The sequence below is a fragment of the Arthrobacter sp. Y3224055 genome, assembly GCF_059090825.1.
On record NZ_JBNHGB010000001.1, the window covers coordinates 391,373 to 405,640 of the forward strand.

Annotated in this window: 13 protein-coding genes; 6 read left to right on the forward strand and 7 right to left on the reverse strand. The window is 68.6% G+C overall.

Annotation, left to right across the window (positions count from 1 at the left end):
• Positions 1 to 23: 23 nt before the first annotated feature.
• Complete coding sequence (gene paaA, locus AC5RTY_RS01910) at positions 24 to 1,016, reverse strand: 1,2-phenylacetyl-CoA epoxidase subunit PaaA (protein WP_494000610.1); 993 nt, start codon at positions 1,014 to 1,016, stop codon at positions 24 to 26.
• A gap of 192 nt (positions 1,017 to 1,208) precedes the next feature.
• Between paaA and AC5RTY_RS01915 the strand changes: the two genes are divergently transcribed.
• The 6 genes from AC5RTY_RS01915 to AC5RTY_RS01940 all read left to right on the forward strand — a co-directional run bounded on the left by AC5RTY_RS01915 (position 1,209) and on the right by AC5RTY_RS01940 (position 7,719).
• Entirely contained in the window at positions 1,209 to 3,401 is a 2,193-nt protein-coding gene (locus tag AC5RTY_RS01915) for a S9 family peptidase (RefSeq protein WP_494138869.1), read from the forward strand.
• 88 nt (positions 3,402 to 3,489) lie between these two features.
• Positions 3,490 to 3,993, forward strand: a complete 504-nt coding sequence (locus AC5RTY_RS01920) for a hotdog fold thioesterase (RefSeq protein WP_494000612.1) — start codon at positions 3,490 to 3,492, stop codon at positions 3,991 to 3,993.
• A gap of 79 nt (positions 3,994 to 4,072) precedes the next feature.
• Positions 4,073 to 5,410 (forward strand): phenylacetate--CoA ligase PaaK, encoded by a 1,338-nt coding sequence (paaK, locus tag AC5RTY_RS01925; protein ID WP_494000613.1) that lies wholly within the window; start codon positions 4,073 to 4,075, stop codon positions 5,408 to 5,410.
• An 86-nt stretch (positions 5,411 to 5,496) separates the two neighbouring features.
• On the forward strand, positions 5,497 to 6,126 hold the full coding sequence (locus AC5RTY_RS01930) for a TetR/AcrR family transcriptional regulator (protein WP_494000614.1): 630 nt from the start codon (positions 5,497 to 5,499) through the stop codon (positions 6,124 to 6,126).
• Positions 6,127 to 6,292: 166 nt separating this feature from the next.
• Positions 6,293 to 6,967: a nicotinamide mononucleotide transporter gene (locus tag AC5RTY_RS01935; RefSeq protein WP_494139163.1), complete on the forward strand. Its 675-nt coding sequence runs from the start codon at positions 6,293 to 6,295 to the stop codon at positions 6,965 to 6,967.
• A 35-nt stretch (positions 6,968 to 7,002) separates the two neighbouring features.
• A complete protein-coding gene (locus AC5RTY_RS01940) occupies positions 7,003 to 7,719 on the forward strand; it encodes a nicotinamide mononucleotide transporter (protein WP_494022407.1) in 717 nt (238 codons plus the stop codon).
• Here the strand turns inward: AC5RTY_RS01940 and paaZ are convergent.
• The 6 genes from paaZ to AC5RTY_RS01970 all read right to left on the reverse strand — a co-directional run bounded on the left by paaZ (position 7,700) and on the right by AC5RTY_RS01970 (position 14,266).
• Entirely contained in the window at positions 7,700 to 9,769 is a 2,070-nt protein-coding gene (gene paaZ / locus AC5RTY_RS01945; RefSeq protein WP_494000616.1) for a phenylacetic acid degradation bifunctional protein PaaZ, read from the reverse strand. The genes AC5RTY_RS01940 and paaZ overlap by 20 nt on opposite strands.
• Before the next feature lie 160 nt (positions 9,770 to 9,929).
• Positions 9,930 to 10,637, reverse strand: coding sequence for a tyrosine-protein phosphatase (locus tag AC5RTY_RS01950; RefSeq protein ID WP_494138870.1), 708 nt, complete (start codon positions 10,635 to 10,637; stop codon positions 9,930 to 9,932).
• Between the two features lie 23 nt (positions 10,638 to 10,660).
• Positions 10,661 to 11,524, reverse strand: a complete 864-nt coding sequence (locus AC5RTY_RS01955) for a 3-hydroxyacyl-CoA dehydrogenase family protein (RefSeq protein ID WP_494139164.1) — start codon at positions 11,522 to 11,524, stop codon at positions 10,661 to 10,663.
• Positions 11,525 to 11,529: 5 nt separating this feature from the next.
• The gene (locus AC5RTY_RS01960; protein ID WP_494138871.1) at positions 11,530 to 12,405 is read right to left on the reverse strand and encodes an enoyl-CoA hydratase/isomerase family protein; all 876 of its coding nucleotides are present in this window, start codon (positions 12,403 to 12,405) and stop codon (positions 11,530 to 11,532) included.
• On the reverse strand, positions 12,405 to 13,616 hold the full coding sequence (locus AC5RTY_RS01965; RefSeq protein WP_494000619.1) for a thiolase family protein: 1,212 nt from the start codon (positions 13,614 to 13,616) through the stop codon (positions 12,405 to 12,407). Before AC5RTY_RS01965 ends, AC5RTY_RS01960 begins: the two co-directional genes overlap by 1 nt.
• Positions 13,617 to 13,792: 176 nt before the next feature.
• Positions 13,793 to 14,266, reverse strand: coding sequence for an SRPBCC family protein (locus AC5RTY_RS01970; RefSeq protein ID WP_494000620.1), 474 nt, complete (start codon positions 14,264 to 14,266; stop codon positions 13,793 to 13,795).
• Between the last annotated feature and the right edge of the window lie 2 nt (positions 14,267 to 14,268).

Here is a 14,268-nt window from a genome sequence, read left to right on the forward strand (position 1 = left end):
GCGGTCTGGTCTCCAGTTGCCATTCAGGCCACCTGTGCTTTCTGTGCCTTCTTGTCCGCGTAGGCGGCTGCTGCTTCGCGCACCCAGGCGCCGTTCTCGTGTGCCTCGCGGCGGCGTTCCATCCGCTGCGCGTTGCAGGGGCCGCGGCCGGCGAGGACTTCGTAGAATTCGTCCCAGTTGAGTTCGCCGTGCTCCCACATGCCGGTTTCCTCGTTGTAGCGGATCTTGTCATCGGGCAGGGTCAGGCCCAGGACCTTGACCTGTTCCTGGATCATCCCCACGAACCGCGAGCGCAGCTCGTCGTTCGAGAAGCGCTTGATGTTCCAGGCCATCGACTGCTGCGAGTTCGGGGAGTCGGTGTCCGTGGGGCCGAACATCATCAGCGCCGGGGCGTAGAAGCGGTTGACCGCGTCCTGGGCCATCTGCTTCTGCGCCGGGGTGCCGTTGGCCAGTTCCAGCAGGATCTCGAAGCCCTGCCGCTGGTGGAAGGACTCTTCCTTGCAGATCCGCACCATCGCCCGGCCGTAGGGGCCGTAGGAGGCCCGGCACAGCGGCACCTGGTTGGCGATCGCGGCGCCGTCGACGAGCCAGCCGATGGCCCCCATGTCCGCCCAGCTGTTGGCCGGGTAGTTGAAGATCGAGGAGTACTTGGCCTTGCCCTCGAGCAGCTGCTGGTTGAGGACGTGCCGGGGCGTGCCCAGGGTCTCGGTGGCGGAGTAGAGGTACAGGCCGTGGCCGGCCTCGTCCTGCACCTTGGCCATCAGGATGGCCTTGCGCTTCAGGCTGGGCGCGCGGGTAATCCAGTTCGCCTCCGGCTGCATGCCGATGATCTCGGAGTGCGCGTGCTGGGACATCTGCCGGACCAGTGTCTTGCGGTACTTCTCCGGCATCCAGTCGGCCGGCTCGATCCGGGAATCCTCGGCAATGATCTTGTCAAAGTAGGCCTTCCCGGCCTCGTCCTCGGGGGACGGCACGGCGTGCAACTGGGAGTCGCCGGCCTGGGTCTGCGTTGCCACGATGGTCACCTCACTGTACGAAATCCGGCCGCGAAATAATTACCGACCGTTCGTTCAGGATATAGCGCATTTTCCGCAACCGTCAAGGCCAAGGGCGGCCGTCAGGGAACAGCCGGGATAACTTCCGGCCCGGTGCTTCCACCCTCAGCCGAACCCGTCCGGCGGGGCGGGCGGGCTCTATATATTGGTGGCATGACGCACAGCCCCGCCGAAACCGTCCCCGCCTCCTCCCCCGCAGCCCTGCCGGAACCGCCGTCGCCCCGCAAGGTTCCCGTCGAGCGCTCCCATCACGGCGACGTCTTCGTGGACAACTATGAGTGGCTGCGGGACAAGGAGAGCCCGGAGGTGGTTGCGCACCTGGAGGCGGAGAACGCCTACACGGCGGCGGTCACCGGGCACCAGCAGTCGTTGCGCGAGGCCATTTTCGATGAAATCAAGAACCGCACGCAGGAAACGGACCTGTCGGTTCCGGTCCGCAAGGACGGCTGGTGGTACTACGGCCGGATGGAAGAGGGCAAGCAGTACGGCATCCAGTGCCGGGTCCGGGCCGCGGACACCGGAGACCGGGCAGCCGATTGGACGCCCCCGCAGGTCGACGCCGGCCGGCCGGTGCCCGGCGAGCAGGTGCTGCTGGACGGCAATGCCGAGGCCGAGGGAAAGCCGTTCTTTTCGCTGGGCGGCTCTGCCGTGACCAAAGACGGCAGCCTCTACGCCTACGCCGCCGACTTCGCCGGCGACGAGCGCTTCACCCTGAGGATCAAGGACCTGGACACCGGCGACCTGTTGGACGACGTCGTGGAGAACGTCTTCTACTCGTTGGCGTTCGATCCCGACGGCAGCCGCGTGTTCTACACGGTGGTCGACGAGTCCTGGCGCCCGTTCCAGATCAAGGCGCACACCATCGGCACACCGGCGGCCTCCGACGTCGTGATTTACCAGGAAGACGACCCGGCCATGTGGATGGGGTTCGAGCTGTCCTCCGACCGCCGGCATTTGGTGATCGGGATCGGCTGTTCCGAATACTCCGAGACGCGCCTGCTGGACTTCTCCGACCCGGAAGCCGGGCTGCGGACGCTCATCCCGCGCGGCGAGCGGGTGCTGTACGACGCCGAGCCGTTCCTGCTGGACGGTGCCGAGAAGGTGCTGCTGACCCACAACAAGGACGCGGTGAACTCGATGGTCTCGCTGGCGGTCCTCGCGGAGTTCTCCAAGCCCCTGGCCGAGCAGCACTGGGACACCGTGGTGGAGCACGACGACGCCGTGCGGGTCAACGGGGCCGGGGTGACCGCCACCCATATGGTGCTGTCCATCCGCCAGGACACCATCGAGCGCGTGCAGGTGCTGCCCCTGGCCGGTTTGGGCACGGCCGCGCAGGCTGCCCCGGCGGAGCCGGCATTCGACGAGGAATTGTTCACCGCCGGCGTCGGCGGTTCCGACTACGAGGCGCCGGTGATCCGGCTGGCCTACACCTCGTTCCTGACGCCGCCGCGGATCTACGACTACGAGCTGGCCACCGGCACGCTGCACCTGCGCAAGGAAACGCCGGTGCTCGGCGGCTACGACCCGGCGGACTACGTGGCCGGGCGGGAGTGGGCGGCCGCGGCGGACGGCACGAGGATTCCGCTGTCGGTGGTCCGCAAGGCCTCGGTGCGGCGTGACGGCAGCAACCCGGCGCTGGTCTACGCCTACGGCAGCTACGAGGTGAGCATGGACCCGGCGTTCAGCACGGCGCGGCTGTCGCTGCTGGACCGCGGCGTGGTCTACGTGGTGGCGCACGTCCGCGGCGGCGGCGAGATGGGCCGGCATTGGTACGAGGACGGCAAGAAGCTGCGCAAGAAGAACACCTTCACGGACTTCGTCGCCGCCACCGAGTGGCTGGCGGCCTCGGGCTGGGCGGATCCGGGACGGATCGCGGCCATGGGCGGCTCCGCCGGCGGCCTGCTGATGGGCGCCGTCGCCAACCTGGCGCCGGAGAAGTACGCGGCGATCGTGGCGCAGGTGCCCTTCGTCGACGCGCTGACCTCGATCCTGGACCCGGACCTGCCGCTTTCGGCGCTGGAGTGGGAGGAGTGGGGCAACCCGATCACGGACCCGGAGGTCTACGCGTACATGAAGTCGTACACGCCCTACGAGAATGTCCGGCCGGCCGCGTATCCGAAGATCGCCGCGGTCACCAGCTTCAACGACACCCGGGTGCTGTACGTGGAGCCGGCCAAGTGGGTGGCGGCCCTGCGGGAGGCCACAACCGGCACCGAACCGATCGTGCTCAAGACCGAGATGGACGCCGGCCACGGCGGCGCGTCCGGACGGTACGAAGCCTGGAAGGACCGGGCCTGGGATTACGCCTTCGCCCTCGACGCGATCGGCGCCAGCGAGCCGGCCTGACCCGCCCGGCGCTGCCCGGCCGCCTTGACTTGAATCACAAATCAGGATTACCTAATGAACATTCGGTAATGAACAGCGAGGGGCTTCCATGACGGACATCGACGTCGACACTTCCCGGGACGTTCCGGCGGAAAGCAACGAGCTGCAGCCGGGCGAACGGCCCGTGCACCCGGCCTTCGTCAACGACCAGGCCGCACGCTGGATGGGCGTGGAAGTCGTGAAGGCGGAGTTTGGCGACGTCGTGATCGAGATGCGGCTGCGCGAAGAGATGCTCAACGGCTTCGGCATGGCGCAGGGCGGCATGGTGTTCGCCTTCGCCGACGTGGCTTTCGCGCTGGCCTGCAACGACCCCGACGGCGACGGCAGCACCATCACGGTGGCCTCCGGCGTCGACGTCAATTTCCTCAACCCGGGATTCGCCGGCCGGCTGCTGACCGCAACCGCCCGGCTGGTCAACCAGACGGGGCGGAGCGGCCTGTACGACATCACCGTCACCCAGGAGAAACCGGACGGCGGTGCCGACGTTCTGCTCGAATTCCGCGGCCGTTCCCGCACCGTCCCCAACCCCGCCCGCAACCAGCGAAAGCCCTGACTGCGCCGCAGCTTTCGACAGCGACGCCCCCCAGCCTTCACCGACAGCACTGCCCGACCCGCATTAAAGGACCGTTCCCATGACGACCACCACCGGTACGAAAGCCCGCAAGACCACTCCCGCCGCCGAGGACACCCTCGACCCGGAGGAGCTGATGAGCCGGGACGAGCTGGAAGCCCTCCAGCTGAAGCGCCTGCAGCACACGGTCGCCTACGCGTATGAGCGCGTGCCCATGTACAAGCAGAAGTTCGACGACGCCGGGGTCCGGCCGGAGGACCTCAAGGAACTGTCCGACCTGGCCAAGTTCCCCTACACGGACAAAGAAGACCTGCGCCGGTCCTACCCGTTCGGCATGTTTGCCGTGCCGCAGGAGGAGGTGGCCCGGATCCACGCCTCCTCGGGCACCACCGGCCGCGCCACCGTGGTGGGCTACACCCGCCGGGACATCCAGAACTGGGAGACGCTGTTCGCGCGCTCCATCCGCGCCTCCGGCGTCAAGAAGGGCTGGAAGGTCCACAATGCCTACGGCTATGGCCTGTTCACCGGCGGGCTCGGGGCACATTACGGCGCGGAGAAGCTCGGCTGCACCGTCATCCCCATGTCCGGCGGCCAGACCGAGAAGCAGATCCAGCTGATCCAGGACTTCGAACCGGACGCCATTCTCTGCACCCCCACCTACCTGCTCACCATCGTAGACGCGATGGAGCACGCCGGCGTCGATCCCGCGAAGACGTCGCTGAAGGTCGCCGTGCTCGGCGCCGAGCCGTGGACCGATGAGATGCGCCACGAGCTGGAGGGCAAGCTGGACATCGACGCCTGCGACATCTACGGCCTCTCGGAGGTCATGGGCCCCGGCGTCGCCGGCGAATGCGTGGACTACAAGGACGGCTCCACCATCTGGGAGGACCACTTCCGGCCGGAAATCATCGACCCGCTCACCGACCGGGTGCTGGGCGACGGCGAGTCCGGTGAGCTGGTGTTCACGTCGCTGACCAAGGAGGCCATGCCGGTGATCCGTTACCGCACGCACGACCTCACCCGGCTGCTGCCCGGCACCGGGCGGCCGAACATGCGCCGCATCGGCCGGATCACCGGGCGCTCGGACGACATGATCATCCTGCGCGGCGTGAACCTCTTCCCCACCCAGATCGAGGAGATCGCTTTGCGCATCCCCGGCCTGAGCCCGCACTTCCAGCTGGAAATCAGCCGGCCGCACCGGATGGACGAGCTGACCGTCAAGATCGAACGCCGCGAAGACTGCACCCCCGCCAAGGCAACCGAAGCGGCCCGGGAGCTGCAGCGCCAGATCAAGATCCACGTCGGCTCCAGCTGCAAGATCGTGGTCGCCGACCCCGGCACCCTCGCGCGGTCCAGCGGCAAGCTGCGCCGGGTCTACGACCTGCGCGACAACGCCTGACGGATGTGGGAACGGCGGGCGGCAGCAGGCCTGTGCAGGCGCCGCCCGCCGCATAACTGACCTAACGGTCGTGGGAGAATAGGACCATGGCGAAAACAAGGACCCAGGAGACCGCCCGCCGCGGCCGCCCGGGCTACGACCAGCAGTCGGTGCTGAACGTCGCCGTCGCCGTGTTCAACAAGCACGGCTACGAGGCAACCTCCATGGGCATCCTCGCCGAGAACCTGGGCATCTCCAAGAGCGCCATCTACCATCATGTTCCCTCCAAGGGCGACCTGCTGCGCCTGGCCCTGGATGAGGCCCTCGGCAGCCTGGAAGGCGTGCTCGAAAACCCGTCGGCTTCCGCCGGCCGGGCGGATGCGCGCCTGGAGTTCGTGCTCCGCGGCACCGTCCAGGTCCTGTGCGAAAAACTGCCCTACGTCACCCTGCTGCTGCGCCTGCGCGGCAACACCGAGATCGAACGCGACGCGCTGGACCGCCGGCGCGCGTTCGACCACAAGGTGGCGGACCTGGTGGACGCCGCCCGGGCCGAGGGCTCCCTGCGCGGGGACATCGACCCGAGGACCACGGCCAGGCTGCTGTTCGGCACGATCAACTCCATCGTCGAGTGGTACAAACCGGGCGGATCGCTGTCCCCGCAGAAGCTCGCCGACGACCTGATCGCCATGATGTTCGACGGCCTCCACCTGCCTGCCGCGGCCCGCGTCATCGCCTGACTCCCGGCGCAGCGCGGGTCCGCACCAACGCCTGATTTCCGGCGGCAGCGCCGGCCGCACCCTCGCGGATCCGCGGCCGCCCGACGGAGCCGGCGTACCTGCTGAATTCGCCGTCCTCCCCTGCTAGGCTGACCTCACCATTCGATGTTATGGGGACGTGATCGATATGGATGGGGAGTTCGGGTGGGTCTCGGCGCTCAGCATGGCGCTCACGATCGCCGCCATTGTCCTGTTCGCCTACCGCGTGCCGTGGGCCTGGTTGCTGCCGGTGGCCGCAACCGCTGTGCTGCTGGCCACCGGGATCCCCTACGGCCGGTTGAACACCAGCACCGTTTTTGTGCTGGCTGCTGCCCTCTACGGCCTGTGGAAGTGGACCCAGTTCCGGCGGGAAGGCGTCCGTGTCCCGCTCCGCTCCGCCCACGGGCGTGAGTGGGGAATCGGCGCCGGGCTGTTGCTGCTGCTGTTCCTGCTCAACGGGTTCGCCGGCGTCACCCCGGTTGCCGAGATCGGCCCCCTGTACCTGTTCAACGCCCTGCTGGCCGCACTCCCGGCCGTCATGTATCTGGGCTTCGCCCACGGCATCCTGCAGTCGTGGTGGCTGGGCGTTGCGCTCTCGCTGTCCACCATGTTCCTCTCCGCCATCCGGGACGCACCGGTCTGGGTCTCGCTGTACGGCGCGATAGCGGCCGGCCTCCAGGTCTTTGGTTACCTGGGCTGGCAGGCGGCCTTGCGGCGGCCGGTGCGGAGCAAACACCGGTTGGCGCCGGTGCATCCGGGGCGTCCGGCCGCTCCCGGTCGTCCGGCCGCTCCCGGGCCGGGCCCGGCGGGACGGGCCGCATAACCAGCTAACGGGAGGGCGGCGGCATGGACTGGATCATGGCCTTGAAGGTTTTGGACGGTCCTGCCGGCGCGCTGGTTTCCGTGGGCTACCTGCAGGCGTCGGTGGGCCTGCTGACGGTCTTCCTGTTCGGCCTCCACTCCCGCTGGGCCTGGCCCGTGCTGCTGGTGCAGGAGGCCCTGGTCTTCCTGCTGCTGCTCACGCCGGCTTTCGACGGCGGCGGCGGGTTCTTCGTCGATGCCTCGATAGGCGTGGCGCTGCTGCTGCCCTGCTACGGCGCGTGGCGCTGGCGGTCCGCCGCCCCGCTCCTTGCGCCGGGTGCAGCCGGTCCGGCGGTGTGGGTGCAGCGGGCAACGGGCCGAACCTGGGCGGCCGCCGTGCTGGTCCTCATCGCCGCCACGGTGGTTTTCGTGGCCAGCGACATTCAGGCGGGCTTTCCCTTGGAGGGCGGCCTGCTGACCGTCCTCCTGCTCCAGGCGTTCTACGCGGCGGTGATGACGGTGGTGTATCTGGGGTTGGCGCACCGGATCTATGAGGCCTGGTGGCTGTGGCTGGCTTTTGCCGTGGTGCAGCTGGCCACCTCGCTGGTCTTTCCCAGCCAGCCGACGCCGCAGCTGCTGTACGGCGCCACCGTGCTGTTGGTGCTGTTCGCCTTCTGGCGTTGGCACACGGTGGTGTTCCTGCCCGTCCCCGGGGCCCGGGCCGCCGGGGACGCGGCAGGAGGAGGAGCTCCGGCTACTTCTCCACCAGTGTGAGCACGTCGTAGGTCGCGACGATCTCGTCGTTCTGGTTGGTCAGCACCGCATCCCAGGCGACCTCGCCGTATTCGTCCGTCTCGCGCGGGGTGATGCGCTTGGCGGTGAGGGTCACCCGGATCGAGTCGCCGGCTGCCACCGGAGTGATGAAGCGCAGGTTCTCCAAGCCGTAGTTCGCCAGCACCGGTCCCGGTGCCGGCTCCACGAACAGCCCGGCACCCCAGGCGAGCAGCAGGTAACCGTGCGCCACAATGCCGGGGAAGAACGGGTTGGCGGCGGCGGCCTCCTGGTTGGTGTGGGCGTAGAAGGTGTCGCCGGTTTCGTTGGCGAACGCGGTGATGTCCTCCAGCGTGACCTGGCGGAGCTCGGAACGGATGGCGTCGCCGATCCGCAGTGTGGCCAGGTTCTTGCGGAACGGGTGCACGTCGTCGAAATACTGGTCGGCGCCGGTATGCCACACGCCGGTCACGGCGGTAAGCATGTTCGGCGAACCCTGGATGGCGGTGCGCTGCATATGGTGCAGCACCGAGCGGATGCCGCCCAATTCCTCGCCGCCGCCGGCGCGGCCCGGTCCGCCGTGGACCAGGTGCGGCACGGGGGAACCGTGGCCGGTGGACGTCTTGGCGTCTTCGCGGTTGAGCACCAGCACGCGGCCGTGGTGGGCGGCGATCCCGGTGACCAGCACGCGGGCGGCCTCGGGGTCGTTGGTGGCGACGGTGGCCACCAGCGAACCGGAGCCCTTGGCGGCCAGCCGCACGGCGTCGTCGAGGTCCTCGTAGCCGATGACGGAGGAAACCGGGCCGAAGGCTTCCAGCGAATGCACGGCGTCGGCCTCGGCATCGGCCCAGGTTAGCAGCACCGGCGACATGAAGGCGCCCTCGGAGTCGCCCACGGTCCCGTCGGCGCGGGTGACCTGGGGCGAATCGAGCGTGCCGTAGGCGAGCTCGCCGCCGGCATCGATCATGGCCTGGACGGCTGCGCGGACGTCGTCAAGCTGCTCCACCGAGGCGAGCGCGCCCATGGTGACGCCTTCGGCCCTCGGATCGCCGACGACGACGCGCTGTTCGATCCGGGCACGCACGGCGTCGGCGACGTCCTGCATGCGGTCCTTGGGGACGATGGCGCGGCGGATCGAGGTGCACTTCTGGCCCGCCTTGGCCGTCATTTCGGTGACCAGCGACTTGATGTACGCGTCGAACTCCGGGGTGCCCGGCACCGCGTCGGGCCCGAGGATCGCGGCGTTGAGCGAATCCGCCTCGGCGGTGAAACGGATGCCGCCCTGGGCCACGTTCGGGTGGGACTTCAGCAGGTTCGCGGTGTCGGCGGACCCGGTGAAGGCCACGGCGTCGCGGTAATCCAAATGGTCCAGCAGGTCACGGGCAGAACCGGAAATCAGCTGGAGTGAACCGGCCGGCAGGATGTTGGACTCGATGATCAGCTTCACCGCGGCGGCGGCCACGTAACCGGTGGGAGTGGCCGGCTTGACGATGGTGGGCACGCCGGCGATGAAGGCCGGCGCGAACTTCTCGAGCATGCCCCACACCGGGAAGTTGAAGGCATTGATCTGCACGGCCACGCCGGGAATCCGGGTGTAGATGTGCTGGCCCATGAACGAGCCGTCCTTCGCCAGCACCTCTGCCGGGCCGTCCACCACGATTTGAGAGTTCGGCAGTTCGCGCCGCCCCTTGGAACCGAAGGTGAAGAGCACCCCGATGCCGCCGTCGATGTCGATCATGTTGTCGATCTTGGTGGCGCCGGTGCGGTGCGAAACCTCATACAGCGCATCGCGCCGCGCGTTCAGGTACTGGGCCAACTCCTTGAGCTTGAGCGCGCGCTGGTGGAAGGTCAGCCGGCCCAGCGAGGCCTGGCCGACGGTGCGGCCATGTTCGACGGCTGCGGCGAGGTCGAGGCCGTCCGTACTGACCCGGGCGAGCACGGCGCCGGTGCTGGCATCGCGGACCTCGGTGCCGGACACATCGCCCTCGGGGGTCCACCAGGCATCCTGGATGTAGCTGGGAACAATTTCGACATCAACGGCGGTAGAGGTCATCGTTGACAGCCCTTTCTTCGCCCGGCCCCGGTGCTGGCGCAGGATGGGGCGGGACATAAAATACTGAACGGTCGGTCGGTAACGTATCCAGCCTACATGACAGCCGCAGCCGGCACAGCCCCCTTTTCGGTGACCGCATGGCGTCCGCCGGCCGAAGGATTCAGGCGAGCCGGCGGCGGAGCGCGTCGACGTCGGCGGGCGTCAGGCCATGGCGCAGCAGGAACGGCTCCACCTCCAGCTGGGCCAAGGCCTGCAGCAGGGACCCGCGCATCTCCGCCACCCGTGCCTCCAGCTCGTCGCCGCCAACGTACCGCTCCACCGGATGCGGGTAGGGGCTGACCCTGTGCCAGTCGTTGATGCCCCGGATGCCCAGCTCGTGTGCGTCGGCGATCCGCTCGGCCGGGACACCCGCGAGCTGCAGCAGCATCATGGAGACCATGCCCGTGCGGTCCCGCCCGGCGGAGCAGTGGACGACGACGGCGCCCTCCGCGTGTGCCAGGGTGCGGAACACCTCGGCGATCAGGTGCGGGAAGACCCGCACGTTGTCCAGGTAGAAACGCGGGTGGTTCATGTACGGGGCGCTGTTGGCGAACTCCGCGTGCCCGGGCTCTTCGGTCGGCCGGTTGAGCACCGTGAATTTTTCCAGCGCCCCGGCCGGCACCACCGGATCGGTTGGCCGGCGCGAGCGCTCGCCCGGGTTCCGCAGGTCCACGATGGTGCGCACGCCGTCGTCGTACGCCTGCTGCCAGCCCGCGGCGGTCAGCCATTCGGCGCGGCCCATGCGGAAGATGTCCCCCGCCACCCTGCGGGCGTTGACCGCGCCTTCCCAGGCAACAGCGCCGGCATCGCGGGACTGTTCGGACGACATTGCAGCAGCCTACAGCCGCCCGGCTAGTCCTCCCAGTCGAAGAAACCCTTGCCGGACTTGCGGCCGAGTTCGCCGCGGGCCACCTTGTCGCGGAGGATCTGCGGCGGGGCAAACCGGTCTCCGAGCGTGGAATGGAGGTACTCGGCAATGCCGAGGCGCACATCCAGCCCCACGATGTCGGTGGTCTTGAGCGGGCCGACCGGGTGCTTGTAGCCCAGCTCCATCGCGGCGTCGATGTCCGCCGCGGATGCCACGCCCTCTTCCACCATGCGCATGGCTTCCAGCGCGATGGCCACCCCCAGCCGGGAGGAGGCGAACCCCGGCGCGTCGTTGACGACGACGGCGGTCTTCCCCAGTGCCTCGACCCAGCTCCTGGAGGCGGCGGCGAGCTCTTCCGACGTCTTCGGGGCCAGCACCACTTCGACCAACTGCGAGGCCGGAACCGGGTTGAAGAAGTGCAGGCCGCAGAAGTTCGCCGGGCGCTGCAACTGGTCGGCCAGCTTGGCGATGGACAGCGAGGACGTGTTCGTCGCCAGCCAGGCCGTCGGGGACAGCTGGGCCTCGACGGCCTTCAGCGCGGTGGCCTTCAGCTCGAAGTCCTCCGGCACCGCTTCCACGACCAGCCCGCACGCGGCGAACGAGCCGTAGTCGACGGAGACCGACAGCCGGGACTTGAGCGCGTCCAGGGGTTCGGTGGCCGTGCCGCGCTCCACGCTCTTGGCCAGGGCCCCCGTCACGCGCTCGCGGGCCGCCTCGGCGGCGGCCTCGTCGCGTTCCACCACGACGACGTCGGCTCCCGCCGTCAGGAACGCGTGGGCGATGCCGGCGCCCATGCGCCCGCCGCCGAGGACACCGACGTTGTTGGGAATAGTCTGCACAGAATTCATCTCGCTCACTTCGATCCTTGCTGCTCTGCGGCGCCGGGGCTTCGGACGGCGTCCCCGTCCGGGGCGGCGGCAGCCGTCTTGACCGCACTGCGGGCTGCGCTCTTGGCCGCGCTCTTGGCCGCGCTCTTGTCTAGGAAGGCCTGCATCCGGTCGAACTTGGCCTGCGACTCGAACAGGATGCCCTGGGCGATGGTGTCGATCATCGGGTGCGCCTCGCGCGGGGTATGGAACACCGACTTGGTGATGCGCACGGCCAGCGGATCCTGCTTGCCGATCCGGTCGGCCAGCGCATGCGCGGCGTCGAGGAGCGCGGCCGGCTCGTGGATCTCGGTGACGAGGCGGGCCGCCAGCGCTTCTTCGGCGTCCAGGATGCGGCCGGCCAACAGGATCTCCTTGGCCAGCGGCTCGCCCACCAGTTCCTTCAGGCGCCAGGTGGCCCCCGCCGCGGCCATGATGCCCAGGCCGACCTCGGGCTGCCCGATCTTGACGGAAGGCGTGGCGATGCGGAAGTCGGCGGCGTAGGCCAGTTCCGCTCCCCCGCCCAGCGCGAAGCCGTCGAGCGCCGCGATGACCGGCATCGGCAGCTGGGCAATGCGGTGGAATACCGTGGAATTGATTCCGGCCAAGGCGTCATCACGACGGCGTTCGCGCAGCTGGGAGATGTCCGCACCGGAGGCGAATATTCCCTTGCCGTTGACCTCGGTGCCGGACAGGATGAGGATCCTCGGCGCCCGTTCCAGGACGGCGCAGACGGCATGCAGTTCGTCCACCATGGCCTGGTCGATGGCGTTGCGGACCTCCGGGCGGTTCAGCGCGAGGTGGACGCGGTCCTCCCGCTCGTCCAGCCGCAGCGTGCTGAAGGAGTAGTCGTCGAAGAGCATCAGACCCGCTCAACGATCATGGAGGTGCCCTGGCCGACGCCCACGCACATGGTGGCCAGGCCGCGCTGTGCGCCTTCGCGCTCCATCCGGCCCAGCAGGGTGACCACCAGGCGCGATCCGCTGGAACCGAGCGGGTGCCCCAAGGCGATGGCGCCGCCGTCGTTGTTCACGATCGACTGGTCCAGCTTCAGGTCGCGCAGCACCGCGAGCGACTGGGTGGCGAAGGCCTCGTTGAGCTCCACGGCGCCGAGGTCGTCGATGCTCCAGCCGGCGCGGTCCAGCACCTTGCGGGTGGCCGGCACCGGCCCGATGCCCATGATCTCCGGTGCGACGCCGGCCGAGGCGCCGTCGACGATGCGGGCCCGAGGGGTCAGGCCGAACTTCTTGACGGCGGCCTCGGAGGCGACCACGATGGCCGAGGCGCCGTCGTTGAGCGAACTTGAGTTGCCGGCGGTCACCACGCCGTCCGCGCGGTTGATGGGCTTCAGGCCGGCCAGGACCTCGAGGGTGGTGCCGGGGCGGGGTCCCTCGTCGGTGTCGACGACGGTGTCGCCCTTGCGCCCCTTGACCGTCACCGGGACGATTTCTTCCTTGAGCCGGCCGCCCTCGATGGCGGCGATGGCCCGCTGGTGGGACTGCACGGCGAAGGCGTCTGCGTCCTCGCGGGAAATGCCGTAGACGTCGGCGACTTCCTCGGCGGTTTCCGGCATGGAATAGGTCATCTTGCCGTCGCGGCTGAGGTCGCCGCTGGCGAAGCGCTTGTTGACGAAGCGCCAGCCGATGGAGGTATCGAAGATCTCGCCCGGCTTGGCGAAGGCCTTGCCCGGCTTCTCCTGCACCCAGGGTGCGCGGCTCATCGATTCGACGCCGCCCGCGATGACGATGTCCGCGGCGCCGGCCTTGATCATGTGCGACGCCTGGATGATGGCGCTCAGGCCGGAGGCGCACAGCCGGTTAACGGTGATGCCGGGAACGTGGTCGCCGTAGCCCGCCAGCAGCCAGGCCATGCGGGCCACGTTGCGGTTTTCCTCGCCCGCCCCGTTGGCGTTGCCGAGGATGACCTCCTCGACGGCATCCGGATCGATGCCTGCCCGGACCACGGCTTCCTTGACGACCAGCGCCGCCAGGTCGTCGGGACGGACCGCCGAGAGCGCCCCTCCGTAGCGGCCAACCGGGGTCCGCGCCCCGCCAATCAGGAATGCCTCAGCCATAGAAATAATCCCTCGCGCTTGATCGTTCAACGGTGACGATGAGCGGTCGCTTCGGCTGCCGCAGGCGACTAAAATTACCGACCGACCGTTCTATAAAGAGTCCCACGCGGCCGGGGAGGGGTCAACTGCCGTGACGCAGAAGGTCCGAGGCAGCGCCCCGACGGAACCCGGCCGGCTCAACCGGCGGTTTCGTCCCGGCCCTCGGCCTTGGCGGCGATCTCTTCCAGGTCTTTGGCCATCTGCTTGCGCGCCACGCGCAGTCCCAGCTTTCCGAAGAGCGCCATCATCAGCCTCGAGAGCGTTCCCGGGTTCTCCAGCTCGGCCCCGAAGAACATGGCCAGCCGGGTGCCGCCGTCCACGGGCGCGAGCGTGAACCTCGTGGTGTAGTCGGCGCCGTTCGATGCCGCCTTGACCGTCGTCGACGCCGGCGCGTCGACGTCCGCCACCCACATCTCCTCCGTGGCTTCCTTGCCCATCATCTTTCGGGTTTCGCGCCACCGGAAGCCCTCGGCGTAGTCGCCGGGCGTCAGGATCTCGACCCGCGTCACGGAGCTCAGCGTCCGGGCGGAGCCGGGGATGTCGGTGATCACGCGCCACACGGCGTCGACCGGTGCGTTGACGTGCCGGACTATTTCAAGGTGATGGCCCACGG

Coding starts and splice junctions, on each gene's coding strand:
- paaZ (WP_494000616.1), bottom strand. CDS start 9,769: ATGACCTCTACCGCCGTTGATGTCGAAATTGTTCCCAGCTACATCCAG.
- AC5RTY_RS01965 (WP_494000619.1), bottom strand. CDS start 13,616: ATGGCTGAGGCATTCCTGATTGGCGGGGCGCGGACCCCGGTTGGCCGC.
- AC5RTY_RS01940 (WP_494022407.1), top strand. CDS start 7,003: ATGGCCTTGAAGGTTTTGGACGGTCCTGCCGGCGCGCTGGTTTCCGTG.
- AC5RTY_RS01915 (WP_494138869.1), top strand. CDS start 1,209: ATGACGCACAGCCCCGCCGAAACCGTCCCCGCCTCCTCCCCCGCAGCC.
- AC5RTY_RS01950 (WP_494138870.1), bottom strand. CDS start 10,637: ATGTCGTCCGAACAGTCCCGCGATGCCGGCGCTGTTGCCTGGGAAGGC.
- AC5RTY_RS01955 (WP_494139164.1), bottom strand. CDS start 11,524: ATGAATTCTGTGCAGACTATTCCCAACAACGTCGGTGTCCTCGGCGGC.
- paaK (WP_494000613.1), top strand. CDS start 4,073: ATGACGACCACCACCGGTACGAAAGCCCGCAAGACCACTCCCGCCGCC.
- AC5RTY_RS01960 (WP_494138871.1), bottom strand. CDS start 12,405: ATGCTCTTCGACGACTACTCCTTCAGCACGCTGCGGCTGGACGAGCGG.
- AC5RTY_RS01920 (WP_494000612.1), top strand. CDS start 3,490: ATGACGGACATCGACGTCGACACTTCCCGGGACGTTCCGGCGGAAAGC.
- AC5RTY_RS01930 (WP_494000614.1), top strand. CDS start 5,497: ATGGCGAAAACAAGGACCCAGGAGACCGCCCGCCGCGGCCGCCCGGGC.
- AC5RTY_RS01935 (WP_494139163.1), top strand. CDS start 6,293: ATGGATGGGGAGTTCGGGTGGGTCTCGGCGCTCAGCATGGCGCTCACG.